Source organism: Lentzea chajnantorensis (assembly GCF_054300775.1).
This window is the reverse complement of sequence record NZ_JBSDZT010000002.1, coordinates 257,500-272,925: the sequence shown is the minus strand read 5'-3', so window position 1 is coordinate 272,925 and position 15,426 is coordinate 257,500. Positions and strand designations below refer to the sequence as shown.

The following is a 15,426-nucleotide window of genomic DNA, read 5'->3' as shown; positions in this document are numbered from 1 at the left end:
AGCCACACAGGTGAATCCGAACTTGTCATCTCCGCGAAAACTGGACGAAACGTGGTCGCGGAGGTTTATCCGCAGGTCAGGAGCCGCTCTCAGCGGTGTTGCGGGCGAGCCACGACAACCCTTCGCGGACCTGGGCCCGCAAGGACTCCGGCACCAGCGGCTCGTCGAGGAGCCTCAGGTACCGGGACTCGAGCGACTCACCGGGCGCGCGGACGTCCAGCCAGGCCCTGACCAGGCGCACCCCCTCGACGTACGTCGTCGTGTACGCGCGCCACAGCGGGTCCGCCAGAAAACGCACCATCTGCCGTGCGCGGCGGTCCGGCACCAACAGCCACTTGCGCAGGTACGCGACGACGTCGTCCTGGTCGGCACCTCGGTCGTGCAGCATCAGCGCGGCGTCCTGCCGCACGGTGAGCAGACCGGCCGCCGCGGCCTCGACCTCTTCGGACAGTCGGCCGTCCATTCGCAACCCGAGGTCGCGCAGGACCTCCTCGGTCCACAGGCCCCAGCCGGGCCCGACGACGGCGTGCAGCCCCAGGTCGGCCATGCCCTCGGCCATCAGGCACTGCGGCGTGTTGATCAGGAAGATCGACTGCTCGGCGTGCCCGCGCCGGTGGACGAGCCCGGCCTCCTTGCGGCAGTGCTCGGTGTGGTGGCCGGGGTAGGACTCGTGCGCGACCAGGTGCGGCAGGTTCGACATGCGGTGGCCCATGTCGGCGTTGATCGCGACCCTGGACCGGTAGCCGCCCAGGTAGTAGTTGAAGCCGCTCCACGGCTTGTTCGTGACGACCTGGTACTCGACGATCTCCTGCTCGGGCAGCGCGTACCGGTGCCGCACGCGGTCCCGCAGCGCGCTGGACAGGGCCTGCACACACCCCTGGAGCCGCCGTTTCGGCACCTCGTCCTCCTCGCGGAAGTCGGCCAGCCGGTCGCCCAGCGACCCGCGACCGGGCAGCAGCGCGTCGAGGTTGCGGTGCGCCTGCGCGTACGCGTCCTCGTCACCGGGGCGGATGCGCACCTGGAAGTACTGCTCCACCTCGTCGACGAACGAGATGCGCTCGCCGGCGAGCTTGCGCGCGTTGCACTCCATCGCCCTCAGGTGCGCGTCGAGGAACCGTTTGCGCTGGTCGGCGAGGTCGGCGCAGTCCAGCAACTCCGCGCGCAGCTGCCGGGCGTGCCCGGCGAGCGCCCGCGGGTCCAGGCGCGGTTCGTTGTCGACCGCGCGGCTCAGCGCCGGGTCGCCGGTGTACGAGTCCACGAACCCCGACCTCAGCCGCCCGAGCCGCAGCCCCAGCACCAGGTACCTGCGCACCAGCTCGCCTGCGTCCATGAGCAGGAGAGCGTAGAGCGTGTACCACAGCGTCCCGGTCGCGGCCGAATCGCGAAACGAACACCACCTGAAGGGGGAATGTTGTTGATCATGCCGTCACACAATGGGGGCAACGGGAGCATCAAGCCAGATTCCCGCGGGTAGCTTTTCTGCACGAGAACCCCACCGTCCGGAGATCCCCGAAGACTCCGGAAATGACGGGGAGACCCGACATGAAGGAGAACGACGTGAAGAAGGTTTTCGCCGCGGTCGCCGCTGCTGCCGCTCTGTCGCTCGCGTTCGCCCCGGCCGCCATGGCCGGCGAGGGCGACGACCACCACGGCCACGACCAGGGCCACCACAACTACTACCACGGCTTCCACCAGTCGAACGGCCCGCTGCTCAGCGTGCTGAACGGCAACAACGTCAACGCCGTCGTCGGCGCCTGCGGCAACAACGTCGGCGTGCTGGGCGCCGCGGTGCCGATCAACTCGCCGAGCATCACGGAAACCTGTGCCGCCGGCGGCATCGTGGACGGCGACGACGTCAACTTCGAGGGCTGATTTCCGCCTTCGGGTTAATTCCCGGGTCCAGGGACGTCATTTGATGGCGTCCCTGGACCGTTTCCGGCAGTAGCACCCGTTCACGAGGAGAAGAAATGCTGAAGAAGGCGTGTGCCGCTGCGGCCGCCGCGGCTGGCCTGATGATGCTCGGCGTCGGCATGGCCTCCGCGGCCCCCGATTTCGACCAGTCCAACGGCGGGCTGCTGAGCGTGCTGAACGGCAACAACGTCGACGCCGTCGTCGGTGTCTGCGGCAACAACGTCGGCGTGCTGGGTGCGGCCGTGCCGGTGAACTCGCCGAGCATCACCGAGACCTGCGCCGCCGGCGGCATCGTGGACGGCGACGACGTCAACTTCGAGGGCTGACGTCCTCACGCACGAACGGGGCGCCCACCTTCGCCGTGGGCGCCCCGTTCCGCGTGCGGGTCACTAACCGCCGTAACGGCGGTGGCGCTTGGCGTACTCGCGCATCGCCCGCAGGAAGTCAGTGCGCCGGAAGCCGGGCCAGTACGCCTCGCAGAACCAGAACTCCGAGTGCGCCGACTGCCACAGCATGAACCCGGACAGCCGCTGCTCCCCGGACGTGCGGATGATCAGGTCCGGGTCCGGCTGCCCCGAGGTGTAGAGGTGCTCGGCGATGTGGTCGACGTCCAAGACCTCCGCGAGCTCCTCGATCGTCCCGCCGCGCTCGGCGTGCGCCTGCAACAGCTTGCGGACCGCGTCCGCGATCTCCTGCCGCCCCCCGTACGCCACGGCGACGTTGACCTGGATGCCGGTGCGGTCCCTGGTCTTGGCCGCCGCGGTCGTGAGCCGCTCGGCGTGCTCCCGCGGCAACATGTCGATCGCACCCACGTGCCGCACCCGGAACGGGTTGCCGTCGGCGGCGAGCTCGTCGGTGATGTCGGCGATGATGTCCAGCAGCGGCGCGAGCTCGTCGGACGGCCGGTTGAGGTTGTCCGTGCTCAACATCCAGAGCGTGACGACCTCGACCTTCGCGTCACCGCACCACTCGAGCAGCTCCAGGATCTTCCGCGCCCCCGCCCGGTGCCCGTGCGCGACGTCGGTGAACCCGGCCTCCCGCGCCCACCGCCGGTTCCCGTCGAGCACGACACCGACGTGCTTGGGCACCTGCGTCCCGCTCAGCTCGCGCCGGAGAATCCACTCGTAGAGGTGGATAGCGACGTCTTTCACACGCGTGCGGAGTGCCACGTCCGAACAGCGTACGCCGTGCGGAGTTCATCACTGATCCATGGTCGGAAACCTACGGTGGCGTAACCTGTTGTCCTGTGACCGCTGCTGCGCCTCTTCCCCCACAGCCCGGACTGCGGCCGCGCCTGCGTGGATGGCTGCACCTCTGGTCCTTCATAGTCTCCGTCGCCACCGGTGCCACGCTCATCGCGCTGGCGGCCTCCACGGTGTCCGGCCTCGCCGCACTGGCGACCTCCGTCTACGGCGCCACCGTCGTGGGCCTGTTCGGCGTCTCCGCGCTGTACCACCGCGTGACGTGGCAGTCCGAACGCGTCCGCACGTGGATGAAGCGCCTCGACCACTCGATGATCTTCGTGTTCATCGCCGGCACCTACACCCCGTTCGCACTGCTGGCGATGGACCGCGACACCGGCCACGTCGTGCTCTGGGTGGTCTGGCTCGGCGCACTGGCCGGCGTGACCCTGAAACTGGTCTGGCCGCACGCCCCCCGCTGGCTCGGCGTGCCCATCTACATCGCCCTGGGCTGGGTGGCCGTCTTCGTCCTGCCCGAACTGCTGCACCACGCCGGGGCGGCCGCTCTGGTGCTGCTGCTCGTCGGCGGGCTGCTGTACACCGCCGGGGCCGTGTTCTACGCGACCCGGTGGCCGAACCCGTGGCCGCAGGTGTTCGGGTACCACGAGTTCTTCCACGCGGCCACCGTGGTGGCGGCCATCTGCCACTACATCGCCATCTGGCTCGCGATGTACTCCTGACCTGCTGTTTTGGGTCTATCTGATCTTGTCAGGCCGTCTCCAGGCCGTCAGCCCGCTTCTTCGGTTTGAAGAGCGCGTTGGCGGCCTTTCTGCTCCTGTCGGTCAGGAGGCACTCTCAACGTCTGTGGCGGCCTCCTCGGCCGAGGAGTAGCCAACTTCGATCAGGGCGTTAAGACAGCGTGTCCCAAACGTCGTGATCTGCCATTTGCCCATGGCCGCCCAGGTCGTCGCCTCATCTGTGACGACACCAAGCGTCGCGAGACGCGCGACCACAGTGTCCACGACATCGCAGACGCCAGGATCTGCATTGACAATCACGAACTCGTCTTCTTCCTCCTCATCGCCGTCTGGCCTCTTACTCCAGTGCTCACGGCCTCGCAGTAGGTGGAGCACCCGAACGTCCATCGGATCGAGCGATGCAAGTGTCGAGGCGATTCGAGCTTGTTCGTCGACCTTCGCAACGTCGGTGCTGAGCACACCGCGTGCGTATGCGCGACCAAGCGCCCGGACAGTCGCTTCGTCCTGTGCAGTAGCAGCGGCCTGAAGTGCGGTCGTCAGCAGTGCTGCCCGCCGGTCGTCAGCAAGCGATCGACGAATCAGCTCTTCCAGAGGACAGCCACCTTCGATAACGGCCTCTCCAACTGCCGACTCCACGCGCTCTGCCTGTCGAGCCAGGATTCGTCGAGTCGCATACGACAACTCCTCGATCAGCGGGCCTGACGCATTGCCGATGACCCCTGCAACCTCTGGCCCCAACGCAAGTGCGACGAGTATGCCGAGCCCAGCTCCGCCCGCTGCACCTACGACTCGGTCAAAGGCGGGCCCACGTCGCCGTTGTACCTCGCTCACTGAGACCTCCACTAACTGTGTCCATGGGTTGTGGCTAACGTTCCAGCGAGAATGATCTAACCGAGCTTCATGTCGTTTGGGTCGAGCCATTATGGCGTTTTGGCTTGAAGAGTGCGTTGGCGGCCTTCCTGCTCTTGTCGCCGCTGACGGCATCAGGCGTGTGTACACGCGCAGCGCGAAGCCCGGATCGTGGTCCCGAGGTTAAGGCTCAGCGCCTTGACCGAGACGCTGTCCTCAAGCTGCGCCGAGGCGTACAGGTGCCGTAGAGCGTGTATCCCGTCGTCCTGCGGCACGTACTCAGACCGGCCTGGCGAACGCAGGACGCCCGACGCCCATATTGAACCTTTGGCGTTGGCACGCGCTCCCGTCCGGCGTGGCCATGAGCAGCCGGACCGTCACGAGCTTCTCGTCGGGCTTCTCTCAGGGCAGCGTGACCGCGACCGGCGGGAAGCTCCTCCAGGTAGTCGTCCAGCTCGTCCAGGACGCCGTCACCGGCCGGCGTGGTCCGCTCCTTCTTGCTCTTCGGCCGGGCGAACACGAGCGCGTTCTTGACGATCCAGACCTGACGCACGATGTGGAGCTCCCGCGCCTCCCGGTCGATGTCGTCGGGGGAGAATGCGAAGATCTCGCCCTGACGCATCCTCGCATCGGCTCTGAGCGCGGCAGCGGGCTTGTAGCGTGCAGGCAGGGTCAGCCGGATCGAGTTCAACCTCTTCTCCGGCCAGGGCTTGACCCGCCGCTCTGGCGGTGACGGTCGTTGCACGCTCCGCGCCCTGCGCGCGTTCGAGCGGATGATCTTCTCCTCCACCGCCGCGTTCAGGATGGAGGAGAGCCGGTCGAACAGGAGTTGCTGATAGGTGAGCGACAGGCCCGCTTCTGTCATCTCGGTCAGCCAGCCGCACACCACCGGGATGTCGATGCTCTTCATGGCGCTCTCGCCGAAGAACGGCACTAGACGCTTGTTAGCCTGGTAGCGCAGGCTCTCCTGGGTCGAACTTGACCTCACCGGCCTTGGGATCGACGTACTTGCCCTCTCGCTTGTTCGACTCGACCTCAAGCAAGAAGTCGTCCGCCCTCTTCTTCTGGCGGTCCGGGAAGCTCTTGCTCTTTTCGTTCCCGTCGGGTTCGAGCGAGCAAGAAGACCGCAGCTCAACGGCCATACAGCCCAAGACCCACGTCTAGCGAGAATCTCAGCGACCACAACATCGCCATCCGGCTCGCAATATACCCCTGACCTGCTGTTTTCGGTCTAGCTGATCTTCCAGGCCGTCATACTCGTCCGCATGACACGAGTGAGATGCCAAGCGGTGCGCTGGGTGAGCGACGAACCTCAGCCGGGTTGGGTCGAGGTTCAGCTCACCGACGCCGACGGAGCGGTCTGGAGCCTCTTCGACAAGCCGCCGGTGTTCGATGCGGATGACCGGCTGACGCCCGACGCGGTGTATCCGGTTGAAGTCGAGCTGGACTGCGAGGTCGTGTCGCGCCAAGCCGACGCCGGCGGCCGCGATCTGATCACCATCTCGACCCGGCGTCCCCGGGGCGTTGAAACGGAGACCGGCCGAGACCAGTTCACGGTCGCACCAAGTCAGCTCATCTGTGCCTAGCTGCAGCATCACGCCGTCTCCAGGCTGACGGCCTTCCTGCTCTTGTCGCCGCTGAACGGCATCAGGTGCGTGTAGACGCGACGGACCGGACGCGTTCAGCCTCCGAGGAACTCCACCCTCAGCGCCCGATCCGCCACGAGCGCGCGGAGGTCGTCGAACCGACGCCCCCGCGCACCCGGTCCTGCCGTGCCCCGACGGACGACCTGGGCGTCAACGCCCGCCGCGGGCCATCCGCAGCACGTCCAGCGCCTCGTCCAGCTGCTCCTCGCTCAGCTTCCCGGGCACGTGGCCACGCTCCAGCACCACCGCGCGGATCGTCTTGCGCTCCTTCAGCGACTGCTTGGCGATGGAGGCGGCCTCCTCGTAGCCGAGGTAGCGGTTCAGCGGCGTCACGATCGACGGCGACGACTCGGCGTACTCGCGCATCTGCGACTCCTGCGCTTCGGCGCCCGCGAGCACCTTGTCGGCGAGCAGGCGGGCGACGGCGGCGAGCAGGCGGGAGGACTCCAGGACGTTGCGGGCGATCACCGGCAGCATCACGTTCAGCTGGAAGTTGCCCTGGGAGCCGGCGAACGCGACCGCGGCGTCGTTGCCGATGACCTGGGCCACGACCATCATCGTGGCCTCGGAGATCACCGGGTTGACCTTGCCGGGCATGATCGAGCTGCCGGGCTGGAGGTCGGGGAGTGCTAGCTCGCCGAGGCCGGTGCGGGGGCCGGAGCCGAGCCAGCGGAGGTCGTTGGCGATCTTGAACAGGGCCACGGCGGTCGCGCGGAGCTGGCCGGAGATCTCGACCACGCCGTCCTGGGTGGCCTGGGCCTCGAAGTGGTCGCGGGCCTCGGTCAAGGGGAGGCCGGTCGCGGTGGCGAGCTCGGCGGCGACCGCGGCGCCGAACCCCTCGGGGGCGTTCAGGCCGCTGCCCACGGCGGTGCCGCCGATCGGGAGCTCGGCCAGGCGCGGGATCGAGGCGTTCAGGCGTTCGACGCCGTAGCGGACCTGGGCGGCCCAGGCGCCTGCCTCCTGGCCCAGGGTGATCGGCACGGCGTCCATCAGGTGCGTGCGGCCGGACTTGACCAGGTCGGACCACTCAAGAGCACGCTGCGAGAGCACCGACTCCAGGTGTTCCAGTGCCGGGACGACGTCGGTCACCACGGCTTCCGTGGCGGCCACGCGCAGGGTCGTGGGGAACGTGTCGTTGGACGACTGGGAGGCGTTGACGTGGTCGTTCGGGTGGACGTCACGGCCCAGTGAGCGCGTGGCGAGGGTGGCGATGACCTCGTTGGCGTTCATGTTCGACGACGTGCCGGAGCCCGTCTGGAAGACGTCGACCGGGAAGTGCTCGTCGTGGGCGCCGGAGGCGACGTCGTCGGCGGCCGCGGCGATCGCGGCGGCGACGTCGTCGGGGAGGACGCCGAGGCGGGCGTTCACGCGGGCCGCCGCGGCCTTCAGCAGGCCGAGGGCGCGGATCTGCGCGCGTTCCAGGCCTCGACCGGAAATCGGGAAGTTCTCGACCGCGCGTTGGGTCTGGGCACGCCACAATGCGTCGACCGGCACGCGGACCTCGCCCATCGTGTCGTGCTCGACGCGGTACTCCTGTTCAGACATACCCCGAGTCTCTACGCTCGATCACAGCACTGCCACCCACCACTGGCAGAAGGGCACCACTCATGGAGCGTGACGTCGACCTCCTCATCGTGGGCGCTGGTCCCACGGGGTTGTTCGCCGCTTACTACGCAGGCTTCCGGGAACTCTCCGTCGCACTCGTCGACGCCCTGCCCGAACCGGGCGGCCAGGTGACGGCGATGTATCCGGAGAAGATGATTTTCGACGTGGCCGGGTTCCCCGCGGTCCGCGGCCGCGACCTCGTCAACGGGCTCGTCGAGCAGGCGGGCCAGTTCAAGCCCACCTACCTGCTCGGGCGGCAGGCCCGCACCTGTGAGTCCACTGAGGACGGTCTGCGGGTCGGGCTCGCGGACGGCACCACCCTCAACGCCGGCGCGGTGCTCATCACCGCCGGCATGGGCGAGTTCAACCCGCGTCCGCTGCCCGCGGGCGACGGCTGGCTGGGGCGCGGCATGGTGCACTTCGTGCCGGTGCTCGCCGAGCACGCCGACCAGCACGTCGTGATCGTCGGCGGTGGCGACTCGGCGTTCGACTGGGCGCTGGCGCTGCACCCGATCGCCGCGAGCGTCACGCTGGTGCACCGCAGGGCGAACTTCCGCGCGCACGCCGCGACCGTGCGGCAGGTCCGGGAGCTGGGCATCGAGATCATCACCGACGCCGAGGTGCTCGCGCTGCGCGGCACACCGCTGTCCGAAGTGGACGTCAAGGTCAAGGGCGAGGACGTCAAGACGCTGCCCGCCCACACCGTGGTCGCCGCGCTCGGGTTCACCGCCGACCTCGGACCGATCGAGTCGTGGGGCCTGGAGCTCGACCACCGCGCGGTCGTCGTCGACACCACCATGCAGACGAAGATCGACCGCGTCTACGCGGCGGGTGACGTCGCGCAGTACCCCGGCAAGGTCAAGCTGATCGCGACCGGGTTCGGCGAGGCGGCCACGGCGGTCAACAACATCGCCGTGGCGCTCAACCCCGGCGCCCACCTCTTCCCGGGGCACTCCAGCAACGCCGGCTGACCACGACCCGGCACCGCGCGCTACGGCAGCGGTGCCGGGTCGTGCTTCGCGATGGCCTGGAAGATGATCGACGTCCGGAAGCCGACGATCTCCTTGCGCTGGCTCAGCCGGTCCACCAGGAACGCGTGCAGGTGCTCGTTGTCCTGCGCGCTCACGTGGATCACGAAGTCGTCGCTGCCCGCCATCACGAACACCGACTGCACCTCCGGCAGTCCGGCGGCGAAGTTCTGGAACGCGTCGATCACGGCTCTGCTGAGCGGGCGGACCTGCACCGACACCAGGGCCTGCACCGAGCGGTTCAGCGCGATCGGGTTGATGTCGGCGTGGTAGCCGCGGATCACGCCGCGTTCGCGCAGCAGCCGGGTGCGTTCGAGGCACGTCGACGGCGCCACGCCCACCTTGCGCGCGATGTCGCGGTTCGACTGCCGGGCATCGCGCTGCAGTTCCCGCACGATCGCCGAATCAAGTTCGTCCACCACGCCTCCTGCCTGTCTCTGCCGAACAAGGTTCGGCACAGCATCCATGGCCTTGGTCATCACCCTAACTTCAAGCGCGGATGTTGTCGGAAGTTCGGGGAGGACACGAGATGTGGGAACACGAGCGGCTGGTCGTGCGCACCGGGCGGAGGTCGGGCATGACCACCATGGTCGCCGTCCACTCGTCCGCGGCGGGCCCTGCGGTCGGCGGCTGCCGGATGAAGGCCTACCCGGCGGTCGGGGACGCCATCGCCGACGTGCTGCGGCTGTCCAGGGCGATGACGCTCAAGTGCGCCGCGGCCGGCCTCGCGCACGGAGGCGCGAAGAGCGTGATCGTGGCCGACCGGCCGCTCATGCCCGAGCTGCGGCGGGCGGTGCTGCTCGACCACGCCGAGCTCATCGAGGAGTTCGGCGGGCAGTACCGGGCGGGGCCGGACGTCGGGACCGGGCCGGACGACATGCTGGTGCTGCGCGAGATCACCCCGCACGCGTACTGCCTGCCGGAGGAGCACGGCGGCACGGGCTCGTCGAGCGGACCCACGGCGCGCGGGGTGCTGGCGGCGCTCGGCGCGGCGGCCGAGGAGGTGTTCGGGAGCGCGGACCTGACCGGGAGGAAGGTCGTCATCAGCGGGTTCGGGTCGGTCGGCGAGCTCGTCGCACGGGGGCTGCCGGGCGCGGACGTCGTGGTGTCCGATGTGGACCGGAGCAGGCGGACCGGCGAGTTCGGCTGGGTGGAGCCGGAGCAGGCGTACACGACGAAGGCCGACGTGCTGGTGCCCGCGGCCGTCGGCGGCGTGCTGAGCCCGGAGGTGGTGCGGTCGCTGGACGTCCGGCTGGTCGTCGGCCCGGCGAACAACCAGCTGACCGACGACGGTGTCGCGGACCTGCTGGCCGAACGCGGGATCGTGTGGGTGCCCGACCACGTCGCGGGTGCGGGCGGGGTCGTCTACACGCTCGCACGGGAGGACGAGGGCCTCGACCACGAGGCGGCCCTCAAGCGCGTGGACGGCATCGCCGGGACCGTCCGGCGCCTGCTGCACGGCGGCTGACCGCGCGACGAGCCCGCCGGAGTCCACTTCGGACCCCGGCGGGCACGTCACCGCTCGATCAAGGAAGGACCTGCACCTGCTCGCCGACCACCAGGTTGTCGTAGAACACCTGCGAGGCGTCGAGCGTCATCCGGATGCAACCGTGCGACTGGACCGCGATGTCACCCTGGTGGAACGCGATACCGGTCGTGGTGAAGTACACCGCGTTCGGCATCGGGCCGTTGTAGGGGACGCTCCAGTCGTTCTTCACCTTGCGCAGTACCGAGAACGTGCCGACGGGGGTTTCGTGCCCCGGCTTGCCGTGGCTCACCTTCACCGGGCCGTAGCTCGTCTTCCCGTTGTAGACGAGCCATGCCAGGTTCGAGTGCTTCTCCAGACACGCTCCGTTGTAGACGGTGCACCCCGCCTGAGCCTGAGCGGGAGTGGCGAAGGCCGCCACACCGAGGAGCAGGAGCACCGTCGTGATCAGAACTCGCATCCTCATCACCCCTCGGTGATGGGATAACCACCCTCAGGTGACTTCAATCATGTTCGGATGCACCCCGGCCACGGCACGAGCGGCGGTCGCGACGCGGAGGACCCGCCTCCCGCGATGAAGGGGAGACGGGTCCTCGGGGCTGCGCTTACCGCCGTGCGACTAGACGGTGCCGGCGTACTGGCTGATCCACGAGCGGAAGTACGGGACGTCCACGTAGATCGACGGGGCCTGGGCGCAGTTCGCGCCGCCACCGGAGCGGCTGGTCGCGCCGATGAGCTCCCAGCGGCCGTTGATCGACTTCACCTCGGGGCCACCCGAGTCGCCGTAGCAGGCGCCCTTGTTGCCGTCGGTGTTGTTGGTGCAGATCTCCGACGCGGCGCTGATGCCGGAGCAACGGCTGTCCGAGACGATCGAGGTGTTCAGCTCCTGCAGGGTGACCGGAGCGCCACAGGCACCGCGGACCGGGCAGGTCTGGCCCCAGCCGATGATGCGGGTGGCGGTGCCGACCGGACCGGACGTGGCCGCGACGGGGGCGGGCGCCTGGCTGACCGAGGTGCTGAGCTGCACCAGCGCCAGGTCGGCCGACGGGTGCGTGACGATCCGGGACGCGCCGGTGACCGTGCCGCCGCTGGTGCGGTTGGTCGTGCCGATCCGGGTGCGGATCGAGGCCGCCGAGGAGCCCTGGACGCAGTGCTTCGCCGTCACGACCCAGTTGGCCTTGATCAGCGTGCCGCCGCAGAAGTGGCTGCCGGAGGTGCTCTGCAGGGAGACCATCCAGGAGTAGACCTGCGTGGCGTTGCCGCCACCCACGATCATCGGCGAGACCTCGCCGTCAGCGGTGGGGGTGGGGGCCGCCGTCGCCGAGACGGCCGAGGCGAGCAGAGCGCCCGCGGCCACGACGAATGCGGAGAACAACGAACGTGCCCTCATCGTTGAGTTCCTTTCCTGAACCCGGCGCAGGGTTGCCGGGGTCAGGACGGAAACTAAGGACAAAACCGACCCGGTCACTAGGGTCACTCGGAGGGTGACAGTCCGTTGACGGTTCACAGATTCACAGCGACCTACGGCAGCGGCTGCTGGACGTTCTCGGGCGCGTCGAAGTCCACCGAGGCGTATTCGCGCAGCTTGTGCAGGCTGTGGAAGCCGTCGATCATGCGCACCGTGCCGGACTTGGACCGCATGACGATCGACTGGGTCGTGCAGCCACCCGCCCGGTAGTGCACACCGCGCAGGAGGTCGCCGTCGGTCACGCCGGTGGCGCAGAAGAAGACGTTGTCGCCCGACACGAGGTCGTTCGTCGTGAGCACGCGCGACAGGTCGTGGCCCGCGCCGATCGCCTTCTCGCGCTCCTCGTCGTCCTTGGGCCACAACCGGCCCTGGATCGCGCCGCCGACGCACTTGAGCGCCGCCGCCGCGATGATGCCCTCCGGCGTGCCGCCGATGCCCACGAGCATGTCCACACCGGACGTGGGACGTGCGGCCGCGATCGCGCCCGCCACGTCGCCGTCGGAGATGAAGTGGATGCGCGCGCCGGCCTTGCGCACCTCCCGCACGATCGACTCGTGCCGGGGGCGGTCGAGGATGCACACGTTCACGTCGGACACGTCGCTGTGCTTGGCCTTCGCCACCCGGCGGATGTTCTCCGCGATCGGGGCGGTGATGTCGATGACGTCGGCCGCCTCCGGGCCCACGGCCAGCTTCTCCATGTAGAACACGGCGGACGGGTCGAACATCGCGCCGCGCTCGGCCACGGCCAGCACGGCCAGCGCGTTCGGCATGCCCTTCGACATCAGCGTGGTGCCGTCGACCGGGTCGACGGCCACGTCGCACTCGGGGCCCTCGCCGTTGCCGACCTCCTCGCCGTTGAACAGCATGGGCGCCTCGTCCTTCTCGCCCTCGCCGATCACGACGACACCGCGCATCGACACGGTGTGGATCAGCTTGCGCATCGCGTCGACCGCGGCGCCGTCACCACCGTTCTTGTCGCCGCGTCCCACCCACCGGCCGGCGGCCATCGCCGCGGCCTCGGTGACGCGCACGAGCTCCAGCGCCAGGTTCCGGTCCGGGGCTTCGCGACGTCGTTCCGCGGGGGTGTTCACCATTGCGCGCCTCCATGCGACTACTCAGCGTGCCGGGTTTGTGATCGGCAATCTGAATCCTTGCACGGGATCACGCCTGCGAAACGTCCTCCTCGACCACGGCGAGAGCTGCATCGATTCGCTCGCGCGCACCGGCGAGATGCTGCTCACACGTCTTGGCGAGCGCCTCACCGCGTTCCCAGAGCGCAAGCGAGTCCTCCAGCGACAGGCCACCGGCCTCCAGCTTGCGGACCACCTCGACCAGCTCGTCGCGGGCGGCTTCGTAACCCAGTGTTTCCTTCTGCGCTTCCGGACTCACGCGGACTGGCTCCTCAGACGGCTCAGCACGGTCGCGACGGCCAGGTCGTACCCGACCAGCGCCTCCGCGAACTCCTCGCCGTCACCCTCTCGCACCGCCTCGTCGATGAGCGCCTCGGCCTCCGCGACACGCCGGTACTGCACCGTGCCCGCGGTGGCCTCGCTCAGGTCGTGCAACGTCAGGATCAGCGTCCGGCGGCTCGCGGTGTCGCAGTCGCCCACCAGATCGGTCCAGCACTCCGCCGCGGCCCTGTTCGCCGCCTCCGCCTTGGTGCGCAGCCCGGACGCGCACGCGCCGGCCGCCTCCATGGTCAGGGGCAGGAACACGGCATCACGCATCATCGGTACCTCCCCCTCCCGCATCGGTTCCCGCGCTGGTCACCACAGCGCGCACTGCTCCGTCAACGACGCGCACCCGCAGCTGTGTTCCGCCGGGGGCGTCCGTCACGGACCGCAACACACCGTCCGGCCCGTCGGGTGTGACGAGTTGCACAACGGCATATCCGCGCGCCAGCGTGGCGGCTGGTCCCAGGGTCGTCAAGCGGGCTTTCGTCCCGGAGAGGTGGACGTCCTCGCGGTCGAGACGTTGCGTGACCGCTCGCCGTCCCTGCTCCCGCAGCCGGTTCACCTCTTCTGCCCTGCGGTCGAGCGGACCGTGCGGGTCCGAAAGCACAGGTCGTGAGCGCAGCTGGTCGAGCAGGCGGCGTTCGCGGTCGACCCAGCCGTGCAGCGCGCGCCGGCCGCGGTCGCGCATCTGCCTGACCCGTTCACCCTCCTCGGCGACATCGGGAACCACCCGTTTGCCCGCGTCGGTGGGCGTCGAACACCGCACGTCAGCGACGTGGTCGATGAGCGGGGTGTCCGGTTCGTGCCCGATCGCGGACAGCACCGGAGTGCGGCACGACGCGACCGCGCGGCACATCGCCTCGTCGGAGAACGGCAGCAGGTCCTCCACGCTGCCGCCGCCGCGGGCGATGATGATGACGTCGCACTCCGGATCGCGATCCAAAGTGGACAGTGCGGTGATCACCTGGGTGACCGCGGTCGGGCCCTGCACGGCGACGTTGATGACGCGGAAGTGCGCGCCGGGCCAGCGGTTCCGCGCGTTCGTCAGCACGTCCCGCTCCGCCGCGGAGGCGCGTCCGGTGACGAGCCCGATCTTCTGCGGCAGGAACGGCGGCCTGCGCTTGCGGCGCGGGTCGAACAGGCCCTCGGCGTGCAGCAGCTTGCGCAGCCGTTCGATGCGGGCGAGCAGCTCGCCGATGCCGACCGCGCGGATCTCGTCCGCGCGCAACGAGAGCGTGCCGCGGTTCGGGTAGAAGCTGATCTTGCCGTGCACGATCACGCGACTGCCCTCGGTCAGCTGCAGCTCGCGCACCATCCCCGAGCTCGCGGTGATCGACATGGACATGTCGACGCTCGGGTCGCGCAGCGTCAGGAACGCCGTGGAGCTGCGGGCGTTCAGCTGCGTCACCTGGCCCTCGACCCAGACCTCGCCGAGCCGGTTGATCCAGTCGAGCAGCTTGCGCGCGACCGTCCGCACCGGCCACGGGTTCTCCGGCGTGGATTTGTCGGTCACTGAGCCTTGACCGTCGCGATCCGCCGGTTGAGCATGCCGATGAACTCCGGCCGCGCGGCGTGGTCCAGCTCGTAGCGCAACAGCTCTTCGAGGTGCTCCAGCGACAGGTTCCGCAACCGGGCGCGCAGCTGGGCGATCGTCAGCTCGTCGTAGGACGGCAGGAACTCCGGCACCTCGGCGAGCGCGCGTTCCTCTTCCTCCCACGGGTCACCGGCGGGGGTTTCCTGAGAAGTCGTGACCGGCGTCTCGTCCTCGTCGAACGTCGCCCACTCCGGCTCCTCCTCCGCGGGCCTCAGTCCGGAGAGGACGTCGTCGCCCTTGATGGCGAGTTCGGTCACATGCTGCTGCACCCGCATGGAGAGCTGCATAGCCTCGCTGACCACCGTCAACGGGAGTCCGGCCAGCTGCTGCGGCAGCTTGCGGGCCTGTTCGAGGGCGGTCACCGCGAGCCCGGCGGCGACTCGGACACCCAGTGGCAGTGGCTTCATACCGCCTAGCCTGCCGCACCAGCGCGGCAAATGCCTAGG

At 68.9% G+C, this 15,426-nt stretch carries 20 protein-coding genes; 6 read left to right on the top strand and 14 right to left on the bottom strand.

Annotated features, from left to right (window positions below):
- Window positions 1-76: 76 nt before the first annotated feature.
- Complete coding sequence (locus tag ACVDFE_RS01715) at window positions 77-1,330, bottom strand: DUF885 domain-containing protein (protein ID WP_458429338.1); 1,254 nt, start codon at window positions 1,328-1,330, stop codon at window positions 77-79.
- A 227-nt stretch (window positions 1,331-1,557) separates the two neighbouring features.
- Between ACVDFE_RS01715 and ACVDFE_RS01710 the strand changes: the two genes are divergently transcribed.
- Both ACVDFE_RS01710 and ACVDFE_RS01705 read left to right on the top strand, forming a co-directional pair.
- The gene (locus ACVDFE_RS01710; RefSeq protein WP_360386031.1) at window positions 1,558-1,872 is read left to right on the top strand and encodes a hypothetical protein; all 315 of its coding nucleotides are present in this window, start codon (window positions 1,558-1,560) and stop codon (window positions 1,870-1,872) included.
- A gap of 95 nt (window positions 1,873-1,967) precedes the next feature.
- The gene (locus ACVDFE_RS01705) at window positions 1,968-2,237 is read left to right on the top strand and encodes a hypothetical protein (RefSeq protein ID WP_360386033.1); all 270 of its coding nucleotides are present in this window, start codon (window positions 1,968-1,970) and stop codon (window positions 2,235-2,237) included.
- Between the two features lie 63 nt (window positions 2,238-2,300).
- On the opposite strand, the gene ACVDFE_RS01700 is transcribed toward ACVDFE_RS01705, so the two are convergent.
- Window positions 2,301-3,080, bottom strand: coding sequence for an isoprenyl transferase (locus ACVDFE_RS01700; protein ID WP_360386035.1), 780 nt, complete (start codon window positions 3,078-3,080; stop codon window positions 2,301-2,303).
- 77 nt (window positions 3,081-3,157) lie between these two features.
- Here ACVDFE_RS01700 and trhA point away from each other — a divergent pair, with 77 nt between their 5' ends.
- Window positions 3,158-3,832 carry a PAQR family membrane homeostasis protein TrhA gene (trhA, locus tag ACVDFE_RS01695; RefSeq protein WP_360386037.1) on the top strand — a complete coding sequence of 225 codons (675 nt, stop codon included), beginning with the start codon at window positions 3,158-3,160 and terminating at the stop codon, window positions 3,830-3,832.
- A gap of 102 nt (window positions 3,833-3,934) precedes the next feature.
- Here the strand turns inward: trhA and ACVDFE_RS01690 are convergent, their stop codons facing one another.
- The 3 genes from ACVDFE_RS01690 to ACVDFE_RS01680 form a co-directional block, all read right to left on the bottom strand.
- A complete protein-coding gene (locus ACVDFE_RS01690; protein WP_458429337.1) occupies window positions 3,935-4,486 on the bottom strand; it encodes a hypothetical protein in 552 nt (183 codons plus the stop codon).
- Window positions 4,487-4,889: 403 nt separating this feature from the next.
- Complete coding sequence (locus ACVDFE_RS01685; protein WP_458429336.1) at window positions 4,890-5,633, bottom strand: hypothetical protein; 744 nt, start codon at window positions 5,631-5,633, stop codon at window positions 4,890-4,892.
- Window positions 5,634-5,643: 10 nt separating this feature from the next.
- Window positions 5,644-5,841, bottom strand: a complete 198-nt coding sequence (locus ACVDFE_RS01680) for a hypothetical protein (protein WP_458429335.1) — start codon at window positions 5,839-5,841, stop codon at window positions 5,644-5,646.
- A gap of 156 nt (window positions 5,842-5,997) precedes the next feature.
- On the opposite strand from ACVDFE_RS01680, the gene ACVDFE_RS01675 reads away from it, so the two are divergent.
- Window positions 5,998-6,285, top strand: coding sequence for a hypothetical protein (locus ACVDFE_RS01675; RefSeq protein WP_458429334.1), 288 nt, complete (start codon window positions 5,998-6,000; stop codon window positions 6,283-6,285).
- A gap of 210 nt (window positions 6,286-6,495) precedes the next feature.
- Here ACVDFE_RS01675 and ACVDFE_RS01670 read toward each other — a convergent pair whose 3' ends face one another.
- Complete coding sequence (locus tag ACVDFE_RS01670) at window positions 6,496-7,890, bottom strand: class II fumarate hydratase (protein ID WP_360386041.1); 1,395 nt, start codon at window positions 7,888-7,890, stop codon at window positions 6,496-6,498.
- 62 nt (window positions 7,891-7,952) lie between these two features.
- On the opposite strand from ACVDFE_RS01670, the gene ACVDFE_RS01665 reads away from it, so the two are divergent.
- Entirely contained in the window at window positions 7,953-8,921 is a 969-nt protein-coding gene (locus ACVDFE_RS01665) for an NAD(P)/FAD-dependent oxidoreductase (protein ID WP_360386043.1), read from the top strand.
- A 20-nt stretch (window positions 8,922-8,941) separates the two neighbouring features.
- Here the strand turns inward: ACVDFE_RS01665 and ACVDFE_RS01660 are convergent, their stop codons facing one another.
- Window positions 8,942-9,397, bottom strand: a complete 456-nt coding sequence (locus ACVDFE_RS01660) for an Lrp/AsnC family transcriptional regulator (RefSeq protein ID WP_360386045.1) — start codon at window positions 9,395-9,397, stop codon at window positions 8,942-8,944.
- Between the two features lie 110 nt (window positions 9,398-9,507).
- On the opposite strand from ACVDFE_RS01660, the gene ACVDFE_RS01655 reads away from it, so the two are divergent.
- The gene (locus ACVDFE_RS01655) at window positions 9,508-10,446 is read left to right on the top strand and encodes a Glu/Leu/Phe/Val dehydrogenase dimerization domain-containing protein (protein ID WP_458429333.1); all 939 of its coding nucleotides are present in this window, start codon (window positions 9,508-9,510) and stop codon (window positions 10,444-10,446) included.
- A gap of 58 nt (window positions 10,447-10,504) precedes the next feature.
- On the opposite strand, the gene ACVDFE_RS01650 is transcribed toward ACVDFE_RS01655, so the two are convergent.
- The 7 genes from ACVDFE_RS01650 to ACVDFE_RS01620 all read right to left on the bottom strand — a co-directional run bounded on the left by ACVDFE_RS01650 (window position 10,505) and on the right by ACVDFE_RS01620 (window position 15,387).
- Entirely contained in the window at window positions 10,505-10,924 is a 420-nt protein-coding gene (locus tag ACVDFE_RS01650; RefSeq protein WP_360386049.1) for a L,D-transpeptidase, read from the bottom strand.
- A 159-nt stretch (window positions 10,925-11,083) separates the two neighbouring features.
- The gene (locus ACVDFE_RS01645; RefSeq protein WP_360386051.1) at window positions 11,084-11,854 is read right to left on the bottom strand and encodes a S1 family peptidase; all 771 of its coding nucleotides are present in this window, start codon (window positions 11,852-11,854) and stop codon (window positions 11,084-11,086) included.
- A gap of 131 nt (window positions 11,855-11,985) precedes the next feature.
- Complete coding sequence (glpX, locus tag ACVDFE_RS01640; RefSeq protein ID WP_360386053.1) at window positions 11,986-13,026, bottom strand: class II fructose-bisphosphatase; 1,041 nt, start codon at window positions 13,024-13,026, stop codon at window positions 11,986-11,988.
- A gap of 67 nt (window positions 13,027-13,093) precedes the next feature.
- Entirely contained in the window at window positions 13,094-13,321 is a 228-nt protein-coding gene (locus ACVDFE_RS01635; RefSeq protein ID WP_360386055.1) for an exodeoxyribonuclease VII small subunit, read from the bottom strand.
- A complete protein-coding gene (locus ACVDFE_RS01630; RefSeq protein WP_360386057.1) occupies window positions 13,318-13,662 on the bottom strand; it encodes a sugar ABC transporter substrate-binding protein in 345 nt (114 codons plus the stop codon). The genes ACVDFE_RS01635 and ACVDFE_RS01630 overlap by 4 nt, the downstream gene beginning before the upstream one ends.
- Window positions 13,652-14,899, bottom strand: a complete 1,248-nt coding sequence (gene xseA, locus ACVDFE_RS01625) for an exodeoxyribonuclease VII large subunit (protein ID WP_360386059.1) — start codon at window positions 14,897-14,899, stop codon at window positions 13,652-13,654. The genes ACVDFE_RS01630 and xseA overlap by 11 nt, the downstream gene beginning before the upstream one ends.
- Entirely contained in the window at window positions 14,896-15,387 is a 492-nt protein-coding gene (locus ACVDFE_RS01620) for a lipid droplet-associated protein (protein WP_360386061.1), read from the bottom strand. Before ACVDFE_RS01620 ends, xseA begins: the two co-directional genes overlap by 4 nt.
- Window positions 15,388-15,426 lie beyond the last annotated feature (39 nt).

Bases quoted from the DNA above. Each gene is read 5' to 3' on its own strand.
- ACVDFE_RS01715 (WP_458429338.1), bottom strand. From the start codon at position 1,330: ATGGACGCAGGCGAGCTGGTGCGCAGGTACCTGGTGCTGGGGCTGCGG.
- ACVDFE_RS01705 (WP_360386033.1), top strand. From the start codon at position 1,968: ATGCTGAAGAAGGCGTGTGCCGCTGCGGCCGCCGCGGCTGGCCTGATG.
- ACVDFE_RS01680 (WP_458429335.1), bottom strand. From the start codon at position 5,841: ATGGCCGTTGAGCTGCGGTCTTCTTGCTCGCTCGAACCCGACGGGAAC.
- ACVDFE_RS01670 (WP_360386041.1), bottom strand. From the start codon at position 7,890: ATGTCTGAACAGGAGTACCGCGTCGAGCACGACACGATGGGCGAGGTC.
- ACVDFE_RS01665 (WP_360386043.1), top strand. From the start codon at position 7,953: ATGGAGCGTGACGTCGACCTCCTCATCGTGGGCGCTGGTCCCACGGGG.
- ACVDFE_RS01655 (WP_458429333.1), top strand. From the start codon at position 9,508: ATGTGGGAACACGAGCGGCTGGTCGTGCGCACCGGGCGGAGGTCGGGC.
- ACVDFE_RS01650 (WP_360386049.1), bottom strand. From the start codon at position 10,924: ATGCGAGTTCTGATCACGACGGTGCTCCTGCTCCTCGGTGTGGCGGCC.
- ACVDFE_RS01645 (WP_360386051.1), bottom strand. From the start codon at position 11,854: ATGAGGGCACGTTCGTTGTTCTCCGCATTCGTCGTGGCCGCGGGCGCT.
- glpX (WP_360386053.1), bottom strand. From the start codon at position 13,026: ATGGTGAACACCCCCGCGGAACGACGTCGCGAAGCCCCGGACCGGAAC.
- ACVDFE_RS01630 (WP_360386057.1), bottom strand. From the start codon at position 13,662: ATGATGCGTGATGCCGTGTTCCTGCCCCTGACCATGGAGGCGGCCGGC.
- ACVDFE_RS01620 (WP_360386061.1), bottom strand. From the start codon at position 15,387: ATGAAGCCACTGCCACTGGGTGTCCGAGTCGCCGCCGGGCTCGCGGTG.